Here is a 20,866-nt window from a genome sequence, read left to right as displayed (position 1 = left end):
TTGCGGGCTTACAACAGGGAGAGAAAGCCATGAAAGAACTTCATTGCATTGTTCCCGGTTGCCAGTGGCATACACGTCACGACACCGAAGCTGAAATCATTCGCCGCGCCACTGAGCATTTGCGTGAAACCCATGGTGAAACGGTTATTCGCGAGCCCATGCTCGAAACCATCAAGGCAAATATCCAGCCCTCGAGAGGTCAGGCGGCCTGATCAGACTTTTCCTGCGTAACTAGAGATTTTGGCAAGCAGTGCATCGCGCTCAAGGGTGAAGCCGGACTCGATCCATTCATCCTCCAGTGCGCGTTGCACTTTGCCGATTTCTGGTCCCTTTTGGAGACCAGCAGCGACGAGATCGCCTCCGGATACCGGAAACTTTGGCTTCTCGTAATAGTCAAGAAATTCCAGCAATTTGGACAGGTGTCCCGCGCGCATCATCGCATTGTTGTCATTGACAGCATCCGCACGTGCGGAAACCAACGCGAGACGAAGGCGATCACGCATGCCCTGTTTATCACTGCAGTAGAGTTTCTTCGCAAATCCGGTCTCGGAAATCTCCGGTTGCGGCATTGCCGTTTCAGCCCAGGCCTCCAGACGTGCGCGCTCGCTGTTGGAAAGTTTCAGCCGCGACGCCATTTCTGCGATGCGGCCGGCTTGCGGCGGGATCATACTAGCCAGGCGCAAAAGTGGATCTATCTCCCAATGAAGGTCCCGTTCCGCCTTCACCAAAGAGTGGATCGTATCAATGCCCCACTTTTCGCTTTCCGGCAAAACCGCTGTCAGAACGCCAGCCTGCCGCATCCACAAGAGAGCGCGCGAAGGGTCAGGTGCAGCCAGCAATTTCTTCAGTTCCGACCAGATACGTTCAGCCGAAAGCCGGGCAAGCCCGTCCTTCAGGCGCGCGCATGCCTTCAGGCCTTCGCTTTCGGGCCTGCCCTTTCCGTACCAGGCAAAAAACCGGAAAAACCTCAAAATACGCAGATAGTCTTCGCGAATACGTTGCTCCGGATCGCCGATGAAGCGCAGCGTGCGACTTTCAATGTCTGCCAGCCCGCCAACGAGATCGACGATGGTACCATCCGCCTCGACGTACAAAGCGTTTATAGTGAAGTCGCGCCGGTTCGCATCGACCTGCCAGTCGCGGCCATAGGCAACCTCCGCATGCCTTCCATCGGTCTCGACATCGGCACGCAAGGTCGTCACTTCGAATGGCCGGCCGTCAGCGATAACCGTGATCGTGCCATGGTCGATGCCGGTCGGAACTACCTTGAAGCCGGCATCTGCCGCGCGCCGCAATGTCTCCTCCGGCAGACAGGTCGTTGCGATATCAATATCGCTGACCTCTTGCCCCAGAAGCGTATTCCTTACCGCACCACCAACAACGCGAGCAGCCTCGCCTTCAGCAGCGAGTACAGCAAGCAGCTTTTGCACGGAGCTTTCTTTCAGCCATGCGGCCTTGTCAGCAATCGAAACAGTCCTGCTCAAGAATAGAGCCTTTCATACAGTGTACGAATAATGCCTGCCGTGACACCCCAGATGAAGCGATCGCCGAATGGCATCGTATAGTAGAATCGTTCCTTGTCCTGCCATATCCGGCTTTCACGGCGATGATTGCCAGGATTCATCAGGAATGACAAAGGAACTTCGAACACATCGGCGACTTCATCAGGGTTCGGGGTTAGTTCAAATGGCGGATGAACCAGTCCGAGTACCGGCGTGATCGAATAGCCGGTCGTGGTCAGATAGCGCGGCAGCCGCCCTATGACCTCCACATGGCGACCCTCGAGCCCGATTTCCTCGTGCGCCTCGCGCAGTGCCGCTTTCTCCGGCTCGTAATCGTCTTCAGGATCAATCGCACCACCCGGAAAGGCCACCTGCCCCGAATGTTTGCGCATATTAGCATTGCGCAGAGTGAGGATCACGCTCGCCTCGTCGCCGCGATCGACAATCGGAACAAGTACCGCCGCGTCGCGTAATGGATTTGCTGCGATCACCGCATCAAGTTCAGGATTGAGCAAATGATCGCCGCGATCCTGATCCAGTGTTTCCTTGCCCTTGAGCGCCACACGTTTTGCAAAGGCGCGGGCGGAAAAGCCCTCATCCAATGATTTGGTCTGGCTCATTGGCTTTGTACTTCCAATTCGCCCGACGACATGATCGGGAACACTGCCCCCTTTGATCGGACGGCGAACATGGGCTTTTCGTCGATGGTAAGTTCCTCGCCATGACTGACCAGTTCATACATCACTGGGCGTGCAAGTAACGCCTCGAGGCGCCCCCGCACCGAGAGATAAGGTTTTAGCCCGCCATTGATTGTATCGATGACAAACCGCAGCGGATTTTCGGCACTCGCCTCAATGATATCACCAACATTTGTGCGAAACGTCATGACCCGCTCATCTCCCTCACCAGACACATCGAGTTCGACCGCCAGAAAAGGCGCATCCTCGACACGGATCCCCACCTTTTCGACCGGTGTCACGAGATAGGTCCTTCCGTCGGCGTCCTTGCGCAGGACAGTGGAGAACAGACGCACGAGCGGCTGCCGCCCTATCGGAGTACCCATATAGAACCAAGTTCCGTCGGCCTTGATCTCCATATCGAGATCACCGCAAAAATCGGGATTCCACTTATCAACCGGTGGCAGGCCTTTGCCCGGCGTAGCAGCACGAGAGATCAGCGCTTCGAGCCCTGCTGCATCCCCTAGAGTGTCCTCTGATCCTGCCATGGCCTGCCTTTTTTCTGTATACGTCACGAAATAGTCAACGTTGGACCGCTTGTCAGCATGTCATAGTGACTTAGAGTCGTTTTACGTTAGAGTCATTTAAGAGAGACTCTGTGCAGATACCAGCGGTGAGGTGAACCCATGACCATGATTAAACCTGAGGTACCGTCCGATCCCAAGGCAATGATTGCCGAGGCCGAGAAAGCGCTGGCAGACATTGCAAAGATAAAGACGGGCATTGGAACTGTTATCTTTGGACAGGAAAGTGTCATCGAACGAACCCTTGTGGCGCTGCTGGCAGGCGGACATGCTCTCCTTGTTGGTGTCCCGGGTCTCGCCAAGACAAAGCTGGTGGAAACATTGGGGACTGTTCTCGGGCTCGATGACCGCCGCATTCAGTTCACGCCGGATCTCATGCCATCGGATATCCTCGGCTCCGAGGTCATGGAACAGGATGACAATGGCAAGCGCTATTTTCGTTATGTCAAAGGGCCGGTTTTCGCTCAATTGCTCATGGCCGACGAAATAAACCGCGCATCGCCCCGCACGCAGTCGGCGCTTCTACAGGCCATGCAGGAATATCACGTTACGATTGCGGGCGAGCGGCATGATTTGCCCCAGCCGTTCCATGTGCTTGCGACGCAGAATCCGCTTGAGCAGGAAGGGACCTATCCGCTGCCAGAAGCGCAGCTCGATCGGTTTTTGATGCAGATCGATATTCTCTATCCAGAACTCGAAGCTGAACGCCGCGTGCTTCTCGAGACCACCGGCACATCCGATGCCAAAGCGGAAAGGACCATTGATGCAGAGCGCCTGCGCGATATGCAACAGCTTATCCGCCGCATGCCGGTACCAGAAGGTGTAGTCGACGCTATTCTCAAGCTTGTTCGTTCCGCTCGTCCGGGAGCCGACAATGACATTGCTAAGACGTTCATCTCCTGGGGTCCGGGTCCTCGCGCCAGCCAGGCTTTGATGCTCTGTGCTCGCGCACGCGCGCTCTATGATGGCCGGCTCGCTCCGTCGGTAGACGACGTGAAGGCTCTCGCGGAACCAGTTTTGCAGCACCGGATGGCGCTGACATTCGCTGCGCGTGCCGACGGAATGAATGTACGCGATGTTATTGGCAACCTTACAAAAGTTGCTTTCTAATGGCAGCAATTGGCACGCAGGTTCAAAGAGCCGAGACAGGTGATGCGCTTGCGCGCGCCCGCCAGCGTGCCGCTCTGCTGCCTGACCTTCTGGTCGAAGCGCGCCGTATTCTCAACACCGTCAACACCGGCTGGCATGGCCGGCGCAAGAGTGGCGTTGGTGAAACTTTCTGGCAGTTTCGGCCATACGCTCAAGGTGAGGCCGTCTCGCGTATCGACTGGCGGCGCTCAGCTCGCGATGATCGCACATATATCCGCGATCAGGAATGGGAAGCAGCTCATACCGTGTGGCTGTGGGCTGATCCTTCGCCTTCCATGCTCTACAAGTCGGAACAGGCGCATGTGTCGAAAGAATCGCGCGCGCTCGTACTCGTTTTGGCGCTGGACGAACTTCTATCACGCAGCGGTGAGCGAATAGGCTTTCCCGGTGTGGCAGATCCCTTATCTGCTCGAAATGGAGCGGAACGCCTCGCGACCCTGCTCGCGCACACGACAAATCTGCCTGCCAGGCCTGACCTGAGCAAAGTGCGGCGCTTTTCCGATGTAGTTCTTGTCAGCGATTTTCTTGAGCCCGTGGAAGATACGCTGGCTCTTCTCCAGCAATTGGTTCAAGCAGGCGCTCGTGCGCATTTGATAGAGGTCTATGATCCAGCCGAAGAAGATTTTCCCTACAAACGGCGCACCGAATTCGTCGACCCTGAAACCGGTGCGTCTCTAACATTCGGGCGCGCTGAGGACTATGCCGACGACTATCGGCGTTTGTTCTACGCTCGGCGCGAAACCCTCAGCGGCTTTTGCAGACGGATCGGCTGGAGTTATACCACCAACCGCACTGACCGTCTGGCTTCCGACGCGCTCGTGTCAGTCCACATGAACATGACCGCCAATATTGGCCACGAGGGGAACGGCGCATGAATGCACTCCCGTTGGCCTTTGGCGCGCCTGCCATCCTTATCGGACTCATCGCTCTTCCGATTATCTGGTGGCTCTTGCGAGTTACCCCGCCCCGTCCGGTCACGGAAATATTTCCCCCGCTGAAAATCCTTGCTCAACTTCTCAAGAAGGAAGAGACGCCCAACAAAAGCCCTTGGTGGATGACGCTCCTGCGGCTGTTGCTCGCGGCTTTCGTTATTCTCGCGCTGGCTGAACCTGTATGGAATCCGCGAGCCGAAACACTGACAGGCAAGGACCCGGTCGCAATAGTCCTCGACAATGGGTGGTCGTCGAACGAGGAATGGAGTTCACGCAAGGATACTGCTGAGCGTTTGATTTCTGACGCCGAGAATTCCGGGGCGCTGATTTACATTTTGGGTACGGCCGAAAAAGCCAACACAGATATCGGACCTTTCGATGCCAATACCGCGCTGGAACGCCTCCGGGCTATGACCGTGCGTCCAATCCCGGTTGACCGGCCGGCCGCGTTTGCGCGGTTGAAAACGGCGCTGGCAAACGTGTCCGGCACAAGGCTTGCCTATCTCAACGATGGTGTGGACACGCCACAGGCAACGGAAGCAGTCAAGTCGCTCGAAGGTTCAGGCATCGCATCAATAATCTGGTACCAGCCGTCTATAACATCGCTGGTCGCTCTTCGTCAGGCCGTCAACAACGCGAATGGCCTGACTGTTCGTGCAGTACGGCCAAGCAATGATCGCGGGCAGAACGGAATCACTATAGGTGCATTCGATGAGAAGGGCCGGCGTATTGCTGAAACCGGTTTGGTCTTTACCGCCGGCGAGACCACCGGCGAAGCCGTCATCAACGCGCCTTACGAATTGCGCAATGACTTCCACACATTGCGTGTTGACGGCACTGCGCAGGCAGGTGCTACCTATCTCATTGACGATAATAACAAGCGCAGGCGCGTCGCATTGCTTTCCGGATCAGAAGCAGACCTGTCACAGCCATTACTCTCACCGCTCTATTACATCTCGCGGGCGCTCGAGCCGTTCGCCGATCTTCTGCGCCCTCGCAACCCGGAACTTGTCCGCGCCGTTCCCGAACTCCTCGAACAGAAACCCTCTGTTTTTATCATGGCGGATATCGGTAAACTACCGCCGGAGACTGAGCAAACACTTTCAGATTGGGTCAACAAGGGCGGTACGCTGATCCGTTTTGCCGGACCACGCCTTGCAGGTAACAGCGATCAGGATCCATTGCTGCCCGTGACCTTGCGTAAAGGCGAGCGATCCCTTGGCGGCACGTTGTCGTGGAAAGAATCGCAACCGGTTGCTGCCTTCCCGGAGAACGGGCCCTTTGCAGGCCTGCCAACTCCGCAAGATGTGACCGTGACACGGCAGGTTTTGGCGGAGCCATCCTCCGACCTCTACGACAAGAGCTGGGCCAATCTCGCAGACGGCACGCCGCTCGTAACCGGCGAGACACGCGAGCGTGGCCAGTTGGTACTGTTCCACGTAACGCCTGAAGCCACGTGGTCAAACCTGCCGATCAGCGGCAGTTTTGTCGACATGCTGCACCGTCTTGTTTCATTGTCCAACGCCGCTGGACCATTGGCGAATGATAATACCGCAAGCGGCTCGCACGTCCTTCCACCCTATCTCACATTAAATGCCGAAGGCTCGCTGACACCGCCAAACGGCGATACCAGACCGCTTCTCATCAGGAATGGTGCAAGTCCACAGGTGAGTTTCGATAATCCTCCCGGCTTTTACGGCGTTGAGGGCGCCATGACGGCGCTCAACCTTTTCAAGCCTGATGGCGAGATCAAGCCACTGGTGAGGCCAGATCTGGCATTTCCAGTGATGACGGCGCGCTATGCGGTGGACGAATCCTTGCCGTTGCGTGGACCACTCTTGGCGCTTGCGGCGCTGTTGCTGGCACTGGATGCCATTGCCGTACTTTGGCTGGGTGGTCATCTGCGTCGCCGATATCGCACGACTGCAGCGGCATCGCTGGCCATCCTGCTGTTACCGGCTATTCTTGCCTTTGGTCCTTCTTTGGCGCACGCCCAGCAAAATGACAGCAAGCCCGGCGATCAAACCATCCTGGATGCCGTCAATGCCACGCATCTCGCCTATGTCATTACTGGCGATGGTGCTGTTGACGATGTCAGCAAGGCGGGTCTGCTCGGCCTGTCGAAAGCCCTCTCCGACAGCACAGCTCTCGAGCCCGGTGAACCCATCGGCGTCAATCCTGCGACTGATGAACTCGCCTTCTATCCCTTGATATATTGGCCTGTCGATGCTGCCGCAAAAATGCCGGCACCCGAGGCGATCGCCAAGATCGATGCATATATGCAGCAGGGCGGAACAGTGCTGTTCGATACGCGCGATCAGGATGCGGCCGCTATCAGTTTTGACAACTCCACCACGCCCGCCAATCAAAGGCTGCGTGACATTCTTGCCGGGCTCAACATACCCCCGCTTGAGCCGGTACCCAGCGACCACGTGCTGACCAAATCCTTCTACATTCTGCAGGATTTCCCTGGCCGCTATCGCGGTAGTCCCTTGTGGGTGCAGGCTTCGCTCTCGACCGAGACACGCTCCGATCGGCCTGTGCGAGCAGGAGATGGTGTCACGCCCATCATGATAACCGGCAATGATTTCGCTGGCGCCTGGGCGGCCAATGCCGACGGGTCTCCACTCTACCCGACGATCCCCAACGATCCGATGCAACGTGTTTATGCCTACCGCGCCGGTATCAATATCGTCATGTATATGCTGACCGGCAATTACAAATCCGATCAGGTGCATGTGCCTGCCCTCCTCGAACGTTTGGGGAACTAAGCCATGTATCTGTCATTGGACTTCCAGCCTCTCGTTTCAAACACGCTTCTAGCCCTTTTGCTCGTGCCGCTGTTTGCTTTGACACTGGCCGGAATCTATTTTCGCCAACGCGGCAGCCTTATCCGGTTGTTGGCCGCTGCGGCATTTGCCCTGGCACTTTTCAACCCGATCGTTGTGAATGAGGAACGCGAGCCACTGAAGAGCGTCGTTGCGGTCATTGCTGACCGCAGCCAGAGTCAGGATATCGGCAATCGCACGGCAGATACGGATGCGGCCCTTAAGCAGGTGCAGACGGAGCTTGGCCGGCTGCCGCAATTCGAGGTCAGGACCGTCGAGACCGGTCAGGCTAACGAAAACGACGATGCAACGTCTACACGTCTGTTCCAGGCGCTGAACGGGGCTTTCCGTGATGTGCCGCCTGCGCGTATCGGCGGCGCAATCCTGATCACAGATGGTCAAGTCCATGATATCCCTGCCAATACGGCCGGCCTCGGTTTCAACGCGCCGGTGCATGGGCTAATCACCGGCACACCCGGCGAGATCGACCGTCGCATCCAATTTGTCCGCGCACCACGTTTCGGGTTGACCGGCAAGCCGCAAGAAATGACATACAAGGTGACAGCATCGGGCGAACCGCAAGGCGGCCGTGCTCGTGTTCGCGTGCGGGTCAACGGCGATGAGATTAACAGCCAGGACGCCATCATCGGCCAAGAGATGCCGCTGGAAGTTACGCTGCCCCGTGCGGGCGTAAACATTGTCGAGATCGTCGTCGATTCAGTCCCAGACGAACTGACGGAAGTCAACAATCGGGCCGTTGCCATGGTTGACGGCATTCGCGAAAATCTGCGCGTTCTGCTGGTCTCGGGCGAACCGCACAATGGCGAGCGTACATGGCGCAACCTTTTGAAATCCGATGCATCCGTCGATCTGGTTCATTTCACGATTTTGCGTCCGCCCGAAAAACAGGATTCGACTCCGATCAACGAACTTTCGCTGATCGCATTTCCAACGCGCGAACTCTTCGTCGATAAGATCGAGCAATTTGACCTCATCATTTTTGACCGCTACCAGCACCGCGATGTTCTGCCGCTGCTCTATTACGACTATATCAATGATTACGTTCAAAAGGGAGGCGCGCTCCTCATCGCCGCTGGTCCCGAATATGCGGGCAACATGTCGATCGCCAATACACCGCTTCTTTCGGTATTGCCCGCGACACCAACCGGCAATATCGAAGAAAAGGCCTTCTATCCGCGTCTGAGCGAACAAGGCAAACGTCATCCGGTAACACGGGGCCTGGAAGGGAGCACGCAAGAGCCTCCACACTGGAGTCGCTGGTTCCGCGTTATTGACGTCAATCAGCCAGAAGGCACAACGGTTATGGATGCCGGCGACAAACCATTGCTGGTGCTCAATCATGTGGGTGAAGGTCGGGTCGGCATGTTCCTTTCCGATCAAGGTTGGCTCTGGGCACGCGGTTTCGAAGGCGGCGGCCCGCACGCCGCGCTCTACCGGCGCATCGCCCACTGGCTAATGAAAGAGCCCGAATTGGAAGAGGAAGCGCTGACAGCGACCGGCAGCGGCCGCAATCTCGAAATTCGCCGCCAGACCATGCAGAAGACAGCCAATCCCGCGAGCATCATCACGCCATCGGGAAAGACAAGGTCTGTTCCGCTTACCGAAACAGAGCCCGGCGTCTTTACAGCCTCAGTGCCGACCGATGAAATCGGTCTCTATCAGGTGGCCAACGGCGATTTGACGACCCTCGCCCATGTCGGACCGGTCGATGCACCGGAATTCAGCGATAATGTTTCCACTACCGCCAAGCTCGATCCACTGGCACGCGAAACCGGCGGTGGTACGCGCCGGCTACGGGCAACCGCTGACCAGAACACGATCGAGGTTCCGAATATCGTAGCTTCTCGCGGCATGGCGAGCGCCAGCGGCGATAACTGGATCGGACTGCGCCCAACCAACGAGACGGTTCTCAAAAGCGTTGACCGCCTGCCGCTGTTTTCGGGCTTCCTCGGCCTCGCAGCAATGATCCTGGTGCTGGGCGGCATGTGGTACCGCGAAGGCAAATAGCACCTACCGTTCGCTCATGGCAGCGTGGCGTACCCGTCCCTGAACATCCTGCAGGGAGCGCGGTGTAAGTTCGCAGGCGAGAAACCGGGCTGGGTCCACCGGCGCCGGCATCTCGATCAGACGACCCGGGATAGGGCGAAAGCCAAACGGCGCATAATACGGCTCATCACCGACAAGGATGACCAGATGGTGGCCTGCCACACGCGCCGCTTCCATGCTGGCGCGCATCAGCGCAGCACCGATGCCCTGATTTTTCCATGCAGGACGTACGGCCAAGGGGCCGAGAAGCATTGCCGATGTCGTGCCGATCTGGATAGGCGTTAGCCGGACCGACCCTACTACATGCTCGCCGTTCAATGCGACGAAGGAAAGATTGCGATCATGCGGGCCACCTTCGCGGATGCGGTATGCAACACGAGCAAACCGTCCCGGTCCGAAAGCTTCCTTGTTGATGTCTTCTATGGCAGCATCATGCACCGGTTCTTCCGGTGCGTAGGTCACGACATGGGTGAGCATGTTGGATATCTTTTTTCAAAAGGGGTGAATAATCGCCTGGACCAGATGAGGTCGTTGGCCAATACAGGAACTTCCGCCGCTTGGTTAAGCGCCGGTTCGGGTTTCATCGTCGGATGAACAGAATTCCTGCCACAAAAGTCTCCCTTTTTTGTCCGCGTAACATCAAACGAAACAGACGTAAACCGAAAATCCAATTTGCCGGGCAAAAAGTGACACTCTGTTCACCGGCCGATGGTGGACCGGAGACGATAAAAGCCTAGGTATAACACTCGATAACGAACACTTGTGTCGACCAGCGCACAGCGTGGTCCAGGAGAAATGATATGGGTCTATTGATTGATGGCGTGTGGCATAACCAGTGGTACGACACAGCGGACAGCGGCGGCCGTTTCATCCGTACCGAGTCGCAGTTCCGCAATTGGGTGACCGCCGACGGCAGCGCTGGACCGACCGGCAAAACAGGCTTCAAGGCAGAACCCGGCCGCTATCACCTTTATGTTTCCTATGCTTGTCCCTGGGCGCACCGCACTCTCATTTTCCGCGCACTCAAACAACTGCAGGACGTAATTTCGGTGTCAGTCGTCGACCATTACATGGGAGCGGAAGGCTGGACTTTCTACGAGAAGGACGGCGCCACACCCGACCACCTCTTCGGCGACAAGCGCTTGCATGAAATCTACACGCGCGCCGATCCCAACTATTCGGGCCGCGTGACCGTGCCGGTTCTTTGGGACAAACAGCAAAATACCATCGTCTCCAATGAATCCTCGGAAATAATCCGGATGCTCAATTCTGCATTCAACGACTTCGGCGATGCCTCTCTCGATTTTTATCCCGAAGCTCTGCGCAGCGAAATCGATGAGATCAACACGCTGGTCTACCCGAACATCAACAATGGCGTCTATCGGGCTGGATTTGCTACGACGCAGGAAGCCTATGAAGAGGCATTTGGGCAATTGTTCAATGCACTTGATCACGTAGAAGAACGGCTGTCCCGGCAGCGGTATCTCGTCGGCAATCAGCTAACAGAAGCCGATTGGCGCCTGTTCACCACCCTGCTGCGCTTCGACCCGGTCTATGTCGGTCATTTCAAATGCAATCGTCAGCGCATCGTCGACTATCCGAACCTGTCGAATTACACGCGCGAACTATATCAGGTTCAGGGCGTGGCCCCGACAGTGAACCTGAAACACATCAAGGCGCATTATTACGGTAGTCACAAGACTATCAACCCAACAGGGATAATTCCTGTTGGACCGGAGCTCGACTACGCAACCCCACACGATCGCGACCGATTCTGATCACTACCAGTCAAGCGGAATCTCTGCACCGTCCAGAATCTCGGCGAGCCGTCGCCGGGTGGACGGTGTGGTATCCTTCGGCAGGGCATCGAGCTTGAAAAACCCGGCTTCGGCGATTTCGCGACTAGGAGTGAAGGGAACAGTCTGGCGGAAGGAACGGCAGATATAAAGCGCGACGTGATCGCGTCTTGACGCGTGCGCATTGTGATAGATGGCGAAAAGCTGCGGCCGGCCCGTCAACTCGATATTGCCCTCTTCCATCAATTCCTTCTTGAGCGTCTGTTCAACCGTATGGCCCGTTTCCACCCCGCCGCCCGGAAATTGCCAGCCGGGAACATAAGTGTGGCGAATGAGAAATACCGATTGCTCCTTCTCGTCGAGAACGACGCCGCGTGCTCCAAGCGTCATAGGTCGACGAAGCAGGAAATAAGTATGGAACAGGCGATGACGCCATTTTGAACGCTTTTTACCCATTCTGCCTGACCTTGGCCGGAACCGCTCCGGCGTGCGACGGTTGTATCACTGGATTTCGCGTCGATACTCTCATAAAGCTGAGTTGATGTTCCACCTCGCTCATATCTCCGACATACACCTGTCGCCTTTACCCGCGCTGACCTTGCGCGAGCTGATTTCCAAGCGCATCACCGGCTACATCAATTGGCGATCGAACCGCGAAGGTTCGATGACCGGCGGTACATTGGATGTTCTTGTGGCCGATATGAAGGCACAGGCACCGGATCATATCGCCGTCACCGGCGATCTGGTCAATCTTGCATTGGACGAGGAACTGGAGACTGCACAGCGCTGGCTCAAATCGTTGGGCAACCCTGCTGATGTGTCGGTCGTTCCCGGCAATCATGACGCCTACGTGCCAGGCGCACTGAAAAAGACGCGCCGCTTTTGGCAACCCTGGATGCGCGGCGACGCGCAAGTGGCGGCAAACAGCCCTGTGGAGTTTCCATATCTGCGCGTCCGCGGAGATATAGCTCTCATTGGCGTCTCCTCCGCGCGCGCCACCGCTCCTTTCATGGCAACTGGCGATATTCGCGAACGGCAAGCCCGGAAACTGGGTGAAATTCTTGACGAAACCGGCAAACGTGGTCTGTTTCGGGTGATCATGATCCACCACCCGCCAGTGCGCGGCGCGGCGCCTTCGCATAAGCGCCTGCTCGGCATTGGTCTTTTTCAGCGAACAGTCCGCAAGCATGGCGGCGAATTGGTACTTCACGGCCATACACACCTCGCGACCAGATACGAGATTGATGGTCCAAGCTGGAAAATCCCCGTGATCTGTGTTCCGTCGGCAAGCCAGAGTTTTGGAAATCATAAACCGCCTGCGGCGTTCAACCTGTTTTCTATCGCCAAAACCAATATCGGCTGGTCGTGTCACATGATCGAGCGCGGAGTTGTTGACGAACAGATGACCATCCGGCCTATCCGCGAACACGATCTGGCAGTCGGCGCTGTCCTCGCTCCAGTGTGACACTCAAAAGTACTGCGATAATCGATCCCAGAAAAAAGCCAGGAGTGTTCCCGCCCCTGCCAGCGCGCCGATGACGAACCAGGTTACTACGGTGATGAGTTCGCTCAAAACCGATCGCGAGGGACGCGTTGAAGGGGAAGAAACTACCGGTGGCCGAACCAATGCATGCTCAGTTGAACCGGGGTTTTCATTTTCTTGATGAGTTAAAACGACGGCAGGGCGAAGGTTGATCCTCTCGCCCTCCATCAAGCGCTGGCGCTCGACAATCCGCTCTGCGATATAGTTGGTCACCGCATCCGATACGGGCCGCACTTCGGGCGATTCCGCCACGACGATCCGCCCAAGCCTTGTGTCCCGGACGAAGCGATATGTCCGGCGATCCCGGCCCATCACCACATGGGAGGTGGAGTCAATCCACAAGCGGGGTTGCTGTCCGGTCGAAACTGCGAAATCCCACTGCAGATCGTCGGCGGGAACATCATCAAATACCGGCTTCAGATCCTGCGCGAGAATTTCGATCCGGGCGAGGTCCGCTTCCTTCATATCGACAACGACATCGCCGCGATCAGCAGCAGCAACCTGCGCACCCCGAACGGCGTCAGCAAGTTTTCGCCGGTCATCAACGGCGGTGATCTTTTCTCGCATCTCACTCATAAGCGTTTCCGGCATGGAGCTATGGTTAGGACATCATTAACCATATGTCCCGGCCATTGCACCAGAAACTTGTCGGGACTGATTTTCATTCCCCCGAATAAATGAAGGCCCCGAGGGGGCCCTTCATCACTTTCCGATAATCCGATTTGCCGCCGAGACAATGCCCTCAAGCGACGCGGTCACAATGTTCTTGTTGATACCTGCACCGAAGATTTTACCGGCCGGATGCTCAATTTCCATATAGCTGATGGCAGCCGCGTCGGAACCATGCTGGAGCGAGTGTTCCGAATAATTCACAACCGACAGTTTGATGCCAAGATAGTGCGAGAGAGCATCGATGAAACCATCGACCGGGCCTGTTCCCCTTCCCTCGATCCTTTTGGTTTCGCCACGATCAATAATCTCTGCAGAAAGCACACGCACACCCTTGCGCTCCGTATCGGGATAGGTGTGGTGGTCGACGAATTTCAGGCGAGCGTCAGGCTGTTCGACATAGAGTTCCTGGAAACGCTCATAGATGCGCTTGGAGGGCATTTCCTTGCCTTCTTCATCCGTGATCTGCTGAATGACCTCGCGAAACTCTACCTGCATGCCGCGCGGCAGGTTCAGGCCATAATCGGCTTGGAGAATATAGGCGATGCCGCCCTTGCCCGATTGCGAATTGATGCGGATGATTGCTTCGTAGCTGCGCCCGACATCCTGCGGATCGATAGGCAGGTAGGGCACTTCCCACAAGGTCTTGTTGGCCTGCTTGATCGCCTTCATGCCCTTGTTGATCGCGTCCTGATGCGACCCGGAGAATGCTGTATAAACCAGCTCGCCGACATAGGGGTGGCGTTCCGGAATAACCAACTGGTTGGAATACTCGTAGACCTCCTTCATCCGGTTGATGTCGGAGCAGTCGAGTTCTGGATCGACGCCTTGCGTGAACATGTTCAGCGCCAAGGTGACGATATCGACATTCCCGGTTCGTTCGCCATTACCGAACAAAGTGCCTTCGACACGGTCAGCACCAGCCATCAAGCCGAGTTCGGTCGTGGCAACGCCCGTGCCGCGATCATTATGCGGATGCAGGGAGATGATCAGGTTTTCGCGGTTGTCGAGCTGGCGGCACATCCATTCGATGCGATCCGCATAGATGTTTGGCGTGGACATCTCCACCGTCGAAGGCAAGTTGATGATCAACTTGTTATCCGGCGTCGGCTTGACGATTTCCGTTACCGCATTGCAGATTTCCAGCGCCACTTCGAGTTCGGTGCCGGTGAAGCTTTCCGGCGAATATTCGAACCGGTAGCCGCCACCCGCTTTGGCCGCCATGTCGGTAATCATCTTGGCGGCGTCTGTGGCAATGGTCTTGATGCCCTGAACGTCCTTGTTGAACACCACGCGGCGCTGCAACTCACTGGTTGAATTGTAAAAATGCACGATCGGTTTGTGCGCGCCTTCCAACGACTCGAACGTACGGGTAATCAATTCCGGCCGGCATTGCACCAACACCTGCAGCGAAACATCCGTCCCGGAATTACCCTCTTCCACGCACCAGCGGGCGAAATCAAAATCCGTCTGCGAGGCTGAAGGAAAACCGATTTCGATTTCCTTGAATCCCATGTCGAGCAACAGCGCGAACATGCGCACCTTGCGGTCGTGTCCCATCGGATCGATGAGCGCCTGATTACCGTCGCGCAAATCGACGGAACACCAGATCGGTGCCTTCTCGATTCGTTTCGAGGGCCATTGCCGGTCCTTCAAATCTACGAAGGGATAGGGTTCATACTTCTTGCTGGCATCGGGCATGCCCGCATTCTGTCGGATCATATCGGTCATTTGCTTCTCGTTTCCGGCCGGATGCGCATAAATCTGGCGCGATCTCGGCACTCTTCTTAGGCGTTACATTTGTCTTGTAAAGGGATAAGGAGCGATAGCCTGGCAGCCAGTTCGACCGCCGGACGCTCCTTAACGAGCCCGGCGATCGCCGATAAGGCCGAGAAGAAGCGGAAGGAGAAACGCGCGATTGGTCAGGCCCGCATAAGCAGACTGAGCAAAGGACTGATGTGTCGGGCGCGTTTTCATGGCCAGACAATTAAACGACTGTCCGGCCGGATGCAAGAGGAATGGTGCAGGCTTAATTCTTCTTCAACTGAGCCGTTGCGCTACCAGACAGCCATTCGCTGACGACTTTCACGTCGTCCTTGCCAAGACCGTGATCGGACTTGATCGAACGCGCTTCCACCCGCGCTCCATGCGAGCGCAGCAGATCTTCAAGCGCAGGCGCATAGGGCGCATAAAGCTGATCCGAAGCGCCGGAAACGGTCAACACGCGGGCATTGGCAAGATTAGCCTCAACGGTCCCTGTCAAGACTGGCATGGAGCGCAAGAGAACGGCTTGTTTCACCAAGTCCGGGTACAGCATCATCACGGCATTGACCAGGTTGGCGCCATTGGAATAGCCGAGGAAAGTCGTCCGGTTGGGATCGAATTTGTATTCCCGCGTAGCCTGCTTCAGGAATTCAGCAAAAGCCTTTGCTTCGGATCGAATGTCCTGCTGGTCGAAACTGATGGGTGTCAGCCGGCGATACCAGCGATTCGAACCATCCTGCACTACACGCCCGCGCACGGCGAGTAGAACAGCATTCGGTGCGATCTTGGAAGCAAAGGAAACGAGGCTCGTTTCATCCTGGCCTGAGCCATGCAGGAGAACCATCGTGTCTCCATTCTGTGCTTCCGGACGATAGATGCGGTATTTGAATGCGAGATCCTCATGCAGCGAACCTTCACTCTGCGGGAGAATGTCGCCTTTTATTGCTTTCTTCAAAATACTGCCACTGCCTGTCGTTGCGATATTGACGGGTGCAACCTTCGCAGGTGTCTGCGAAAGCGCCTGGCCTTTTTGGGGGCACGTATCTGCACTGCCATTTTTATCGACATCGGGTTGCGGATCAACCGTATTCAACAAGACTTCCGCTTTGCCGGACTGCAGCTTGTCGCAGTCGGCTGTATTGCGCGCATTTGCGGGATGCGCAGCCGCGATCATAGAAAGGCCTGCAATTAGCGCGTAGATATAAAGTTTCCCCATACGTTAATCCTGGCAGATCAAGGTTAACTAAGATTGTAAACAGCCGCGGTCGTCCGCTGGGCGCTGCCATGCGTATTGGCGATCATTTCTCAATGAGGGAAATGACGCTTTTGCCAAAATCGCTTCCCCGGACTTTGCGCTTTGGCGCGTCGTCATGATGGAGATTTCGCATTGCTGAGTGACATGTCACCCGGCAACGTATTTATGTCAACACAATTGTAACGAAATCATGACTGGCTGAAACAATCCGTTACAAAATGTTGCGGGTCTGCATCGAATTTCATGAGAAAATCAGGAAATAAGATCATTCAGCTTCACATGCTGCAATAGCATGATCGTCTTGGCATCAACGATCTGATGCTGGCGGACCAGGGCCAACGCCTCGTCCAGTGTCATCTCCAGTACCTCGATATCCTCACCCTCGCCTTCGTGACCGCCCCCATCGGAAATGCGATCCGATGCATCATAAGCTGCAATGAAAAATACCAGGCGCTCGGTGACGCTACCAGGGCTCATGAAAACGTCGAAGACGCGCTCGATATCGCGCAAACGATAACCGAGTTCTTCTTCGGTTTCCTTGCGTGCCGTTGTCTCCGCATCATTGTCATCAAGCAGACCGGCGCAGGCTTCGATCAGCATCGGGTCATGTCCCGTCACAAAGGCTGGCAGGCGGAATTGCCTGATGAGCAGTACCGTTCCACGGGCTGGGTCGTAGGGTAATACGACAGCCCCGTTACCGCGATCATAGACTTCCCGGGTGTGCGGTTCCGTTTGTCCGTCGCGCCGTACGAAATCATAGCTGTATTTCTTCAGCATCCCCCAATTATCGGAGAGCAGCTCGACTGATTTCATCCGGACGGGACTATCGCTCATGTGAAACTCCGGCAAAAATGGAATGGTTACGCGAAAGGAACGGCCGCTGTGCCGATGGGCAGTTTTGCCTCGTCTTCGGGTTCGACATGGATGACCACACTGGCGTCCGGGATCTGTTCCATCAAGGCGTTTTCGATACGGTCGCAAATGATGTGTGCATCGCCGACGCTCATGTTCGCCTCAACCACCAGATGAAATTCGATAAAGGTTACACGACCGGCGATACGTGTCTTCAGATCATGAACCTCAAGCGCCCCACCGGCATTGGCCGAAATGACATCACGGATGCGCATCGTTTCTTCCGTCGCCACGCCCATATCCATCAAGCCCTGCACGGAATTGCCGATCACACTCCATCCCTGCCATAGGATGTTGAGCGCGACAATGACGGCAAGCAGCGGATCGAGGATCGTCCACCCGGTCAGGACAGCACCGACCAAACCGGCAAATACGCCGGCAGAGGTCACCACATCGGTCATGATGTGCTTGCCGTCGGCCAGCAATGCCGGGGATTTGTGTTTGCGTCCGCGGTTGATGAGCAAAGAAGCCCAGAACGCGTTGATGATCGATGCACCGCCGTTGATCGCAAGACCAAGCCATGGCTGCTCCAACGTCCGGGGCGTCTCCCAGGCGACCCACACTTCCCTCAGGATCAGTAGCGCAGCCACGACGATCAGCACCCCTTCGAGCACGGCGGAAAAGTACTCGGCTTTATGGTGCCCAAAAGGATGATTTTGATCGGCGGGCTTGTAGCTGACCCGGATCGCCCACCAGGCGGCCATTGCGGCCACCACATTGACGATCGATTCCAGTGCATCGGAATAGAGCGCGACAGAGCCTGTGACGTAATAGGCACCATATTTCAGCGCGAGCACGGTGATCCCGATGAAAATCGACCAGAACGCGATGCGCTGAACTGTGGTGTTTTCTGTCATGCTGCTCGTATCTTTGCGCGACGTGGCAGGTGCGCCACAACATTCTCGATCATCCGCATACCAGCGTTGTGACCGAGTGTCATGATCGATTCCGGATGAAATTGCACAGCGGCGATCGGCTCGCTCCTATGCTCGAACGCCATGATGACGCCGTCTTCCGTTTCTGCGGTAACGATGAACTCGTCCGGCAGGCGAACAGGATCGGCGAAGATCGAGTGATAGCGGCCCACAGTGACTTCCTTGGGCAGACCCGAGAAAATCTTGCCCTGCTTGGTAATGCGGATGCGCGAGGGTTTGCCGTGCATCGGAACATGCAGTTGTCGCAGCGATCCGCCATAGGCCTCGGCAAGCGCTTGCAAGCCGAGACAGACACCAAAGATCGGCAACTCACGCTTGCGGGCTTTTTTGATCGTCGCCTTGCAGTCGAAATCTTCCGGCGTACCTGGGCCTGGCGATAGCACCACCAAATCCGGCTTGATCCGGTCAAAGATTTCGTCGGCAACCGGCGTACGCACGGTCGTCACTGTTGCTCCGGTCTGGCGGAAATAATTGGCCAAGGTGTGGACAAACGAATCCTCGTGATCGACCAGCAGGATTGACAATCCCTCACCCACCCGAGCGACTGCGCGTTCTTCGGGCAGGATATTGCTCTTGTGGGCATCGCGAACCGCAGCGATCATCGCCGAAGCCTTGAGCTCGGTCTCAGCTTCTTCCTCTTCCGGGATTGAATCATAGAGCAAAGTCGCACCAGCACGGACCTGCGCGATCCCATCCTTGATGCGGATAGTGCGAAGCGTCAGGCCCGTATTCATGTCGCCATTGAAATTGACCATTCCGATGGCACCGCCATACCAAGCGCGCGGGCTCCGCTCGTTTTCTTCGATGAAACGCATAGCCCAGAGCTTCGGTGCACCGGTTACCGTCACAGCCCAAGCGTGCGACAAGAACCCGTCAAACGCATCCATGTCTTCACGCAAACGGCCTTCGATGTGATCGACCGTATGGATCAGACGCGAATACATTTCGATCTGGCGGCGGCCGATGACGCGGACGGAACCGGGCTCGCACACACGGCTTTTGTCGTTGCGATCGACATCCGAGCACATGGTAAGCTCGGATTCGTCCTTTTTCGAATTCAGCAGCTTGATGATCTGCTCGCTGTCGGCAATCGCATCTTCGCCGCGCTTGATCGTACCCGAAATCGGACAGGTCTCTATGCGACGGCCAACCACCCGCACGAACATTTCCGGCGAAGCACCCACAAGATATTCGTTGTCGCCGAGGTTGATATAGAACGAATAGGGTGACGGATTGATGGCTTTCAAACGCCGCGAAATGACCGACGGCTTGGTCTCGCATCGCTCGTAAAAGGTTTGGCCCGGAACGACTTCAAAGAGATCACCACGCATGAAGCTTTCCTTGGCCTTCTTGACCAATTCAGCATATTCGCCCGGATTGTAATCACCCCGCCCTGGAATCTTGTCTGTAGGCATGAAGGGATTCACCGCCGTATCGCGTGCAAGCCCCTCCGTCGAGACGCCATCGAAGGCATACTCGTAACGATCGAGCCATGCCTTGGCGGCATGGTGATCGACGACGAGAATTTCGTCGGGCAGGTACAGAACGATATCACGCTGATCGTCCGGACGTTTCAACTTGTATTGGACGGTGTCGAACTGGAACGCCAGATCGTAACCGAAGGCGCCATAGAGACCGAGATTGGCGTCGTCTTCGGTAAAAAACAGACCAACAATGCCGCGCAGGACCGTGAACACCGAAGGAATGCGCGAACGCTCTTCTTCGGTGAAGTGGCGGCTCGGCAGCGCAATCTCGAGTTCAAGCCTGGTCGCATTTGCCGCGGTGATGGACACCTCCTCAAGCGCCGCGATTGCTTGCCTGATGGGCATCAACAAAACTTCGCCGCGCTTGTTCAGCGCTTCAATCGTCATATGACGACCGTTCGATGTGATCACCACCGGCGGGTCCACAATTGCCGTATCCCAGCGGGTATAACGGCCTGGATATTCGTAGTTTGACGAGAAAACAGCGCCCCGCCGCTCGTCGAGCGCGTCGACATAACCGTCAATCGCGCTGGCATAGGCCGTTGCAATACGTGACCGCGTAATCGTGACACCGCCCTTGGTGTCGAATATCTCCACGTCGCCCTCAATTCTATGCATCATCAATTCCTTTGTTGCATCTGGCGTTGCGGGCTTCTGGCGGTCAAACAAAAAGGCCGCCCGGAAAACCCGTCGCGGCCCTGTTCCCTTTTCACAAACATGCAAAAGGCTGCGTGGCCGCTATCAGCGAGCCCACCACCAGCCATTTGAA

At 56.2% G+C, this 20,866-nt stretch carries 18 protein-coding genes; 7 read left to right on the top strand and 11 right to left on the bottom strand.

The genetic code is table 11. From position 1 onward, the window contains the following. Window positions 1-29: 29 nt before the first annotated feature. Window positions 30-212 (top strand): DUF1059 domain-containing protein, encoded by a 183-nt coding sequence (locus ACSQ3H_RS09385; protein ID WP_436116806.1) that lies wholly within the window; start codon window positions 30-32, stop codon window positions 210-212. Here the strand turns inward: ACSQ3H_RS09385 and ACSQ3H_RS09380 are convergent, their stop codons facing one another. The 3 genes from ACSQ3H_RS09380 to ACSQ3H_RS09370 are packed head-to-tail and all read right to left on the bottom strand — an operon-like array spanning window position 213 to window position 2,727. Continuing rightward, window positions 213-1,484, bottom strand: a complete 1,272-nt coding sequence (locus ACSQ3H_RS09380) for a CCA tRNA nucleotidyltransferase (protein WP_436116805.1) — start codon at window positions 1,482-1,484, stop codon at window positions 213-215. Then, entirely contained in the window at window positions 1,481-2,122 is a 642-nt protein-coding gene (locus tag ACSQ3H_RS09375) for a CoA pyrophosphatase (protein ID WP_436116804.1), read from the bottom strand. Before ACSQ3H_RS09375 ends, ACSQ3H_RS09380 begins: the two co-directional genes overlap by 4 nt. Next, window positions 2,119-2,727, bottom strand: coding sequence for a DUF1285 domain-containing protein (locus ACSQ3H_RS09370; protein ID WP_436116803.1), 609 nt, complete (start codon window positions 2,725-2,727; stop codon window positions 2,119-2,121). Before ACSQ3H_RS09370 ends, ACSQ3H_RS09375 begins: the two co-directional genes overlap by 4 nt. Before the next feature lie 138 nt (window positions 2,728-2,865). On the opposite strand from ACSQ3H_RS09370, the gene ACSQ3H_RS09365 reads away from it, so the two are divergent. From ACSQ3H_RS09365 to ACSQ3H_RS09350, 4 genes are read left to right on the top strand one after another with little or no spacing between them, the layout of a single operon-like run. Then, window positions 2,866-3,873, top strand: coding sequence for an AAA family ATPase (locus ACSQ3H_RS09365; RefSeq protein ID WP_436116802.1), 1,008 nt, complete (start codon window positions 2,866-2,868; stop codon window positions 3,871-3,873). Continuing rightward, window positions 3,873-4,787 carry a DUF58 domain-containing protein gene (locus ACSQ3H_RS09360; protein ID WP_436116801.1) on the top strand — a complete coding sequence of 305 codons (915 nt, stop codon included), beginning with the start codon at window positions 3,873-3,875 and terminating at the stop codon, window positions 4,785-4,787. The genes ACSQ3H_RS09365 and ACSQ3H_RS09360 overlap by 1 nt, the downstream gene beginning before the upstream one ends. Then, entirely contained in the window at window positions 4,784-7,615 is a 2,832-nt protein-coding gene (locus ACSQ3H_RS09355; RefSeq protein WP_436116800.1) for a DUF4159 domain-containing protein, read from the top strand. The genes ACSQ3H_RS09360 and ACSQ3H_RS09355 overlap by 4 nt, the downstream gene beginning before the upstream one ends. Before the next feature lie 9 nt (window positions 7,616-7,624). Next, a complete protein-coding gene (locus tag ACSQ3H_RS09350; RefSeq protein ID WP_436119396.1) occupies window positions 7,625-9,700 on the top strand; it encodes a hypothetical protein in 2,076 nt (691 codons plus the stop codon). Window positions 9,701-9,703: 3 nt separating this feature from the next. Here the strand turns inward: ACSQ3H_RS09350 and ACSQ3H_RS09345 are convergent, their stop codons facing one another. Beyond that, on the bottom strand, window positions 9,704-10,216 hold the full coding sequence (locus ACSQ3H_RS09345; RefSeq protein WP_436116799.1) for a GNAT family N-acetyltransferase: 513 nt from the start codon (window positions 10,214-10,216) through the stop codon (window positions 9,704-9,706). Between the two features lie 323 nt (window positions 10,217-10,539). Here ACSQ3H_RS09345 and ACSQ3H_RS09340 point away from each other — a divergent pair, with 323 nt between their 5' ends. Beyond that, on the top strand, window positions 10,540-11,517 hold the full coding sequence (locus ACSQ3H_RS09340) for a glutathione S-transferase family protein (protein ID WP_436116798.1): 978 nt from the start codon (window positions 10,540-10,542) through the stop codon (window positions 11,515-11,517). A gap of 3 nt (window positions 11,518-11,520) precedes the next feature. Here ACSQ3H_RS09340 and ACSQ3H_RS09335 read toward each other — a convergent pair whose 3' ends face one another. Next, complete coding sequence (locus tag ACSQ3H_RS09335; RefSeq protein ID WP_436116797.1) at window positions 11,521-11,991, bottom strand: NUDIX domain-containing protein; 471 nt, start codon at window positions 11,989-11,991, stop codon at window positions 11,521-11,523. Between the two features lie 85 nt (window positions 11,992-12,076). On the opposite strand from ACSQ3H_RS09335, the gene ACSQ3H_RS09330 reads away from it, so the two are divergent. After that, entirely contained in the window at window positions 12,077-13,000 is a 924-nt protein-coding gene (locus tag ACSQ3H_RS09330; protein WP_436116796.1) for a metallophosphoesterase family protein, read from the top strand. 3 nt (window positions 13,001-13,003) lie between these two features. Here ACSQ3H_RS09330 and ACSQ3H_RS09325 read toward each other — a convergent pair whose 3' ends face one another. From ACSQ3H_RS09325 to ACSQ3H_RS09300, 6 genes are all read right to left on the bottom strand, one after another. Continuing rightward, the gene (locus ACSQ3H_RS09325) at window positions 13,004-13,654 is read right to left on the bottom strand and encodes a hypothetical protein (protein WP_436116795.1); all 651 of its coding nucleotides are present in this window, start codon (window positions 13,652-13,654) and stop codon (window positions 13,004-13,006) included. A 126-nt stretch (window positions 13,655-13,780) separates the two neighbouring features. Further along, complete coding sequence (gene leuA / locus ACSQ3H_RS09320; RefSeq protein WP_436116794.1) at window positions 13,781-15,478, bottom strand: 2-isopropylmalate synthase; 1,698 nt, start codon at window positions 15,476-15,478, stop codon at window positions 13,781-13,783. Window positions 15,479-15,776: 298 nt separating this feature from the next. Further along, window positions 15,777-16,727, bottom strand: coding sequence for an alpha/beta hydrolase (locus ACSQ3H_RS09315; RefSeq protein WP_436116793.1), 951 nt, complete (start codon window positions 16,725-16,727; stop codon window positions 15,777-15,779). A 291-nt stretch (window positions 16,728-17,018) separates the two neighbouring features. Beyond that, entirely contained in the window at window positions 17,019-17,600 is a 582-nt protein-coding gene (locus tag ACSQ3H_RS09310) for an NUDIX domain-containing protein (protein WP_436116792.1), read from the bottom strand. Between the two features lie 26 nt (window positions 17,601-17,626). Beyond that, window positions 17,627-18,535, bottom strand: coding sequence for a cation diffusion facilitator family transporter (locus ACSQ3H_RS09305; RefSeq protein ID WP_436116791.1), 909 nt, complete (start codon window positions 18,533-18,535; stop codon window positions 17,627-17,629). Beyond that, window positions 18,532-20,715, bottom strand: a complete 2,184-nt coding sequence (locus ACSQ3H_RS09300; RefSeq protein ID WP_436119395.1) for an anthranilate synthase — start codon at window positions 20,713-20,715, stop codon at window positions 18,532-18,534. The genes ACSQ3H_RS09305 and ACSQ3H_RS09300 overlap by 4 nt, the downstream gene beginning before the upstream one ends. Between the last annotated feature and the right edge of the window lie 151 nt (window positions 20,716-20,866).

Origin of the sequence: Phyllobacterium sp. LjRoot231 (assembly GCF_964253365.1) — a bacterium.
In the GTDB taxonomy this organism is placed as follows: domain Bacteria; phylum Pseudomonadota; class Alphaproteobacteria; order Rhizobiales; family Rhizobiaceae; genus Phyllobacterium.
The sequence above is the reverse complement of the archived record's forward strand: the minus strand, read 5'-3'. Positions and strand labels throughout refer to the sequence as shown.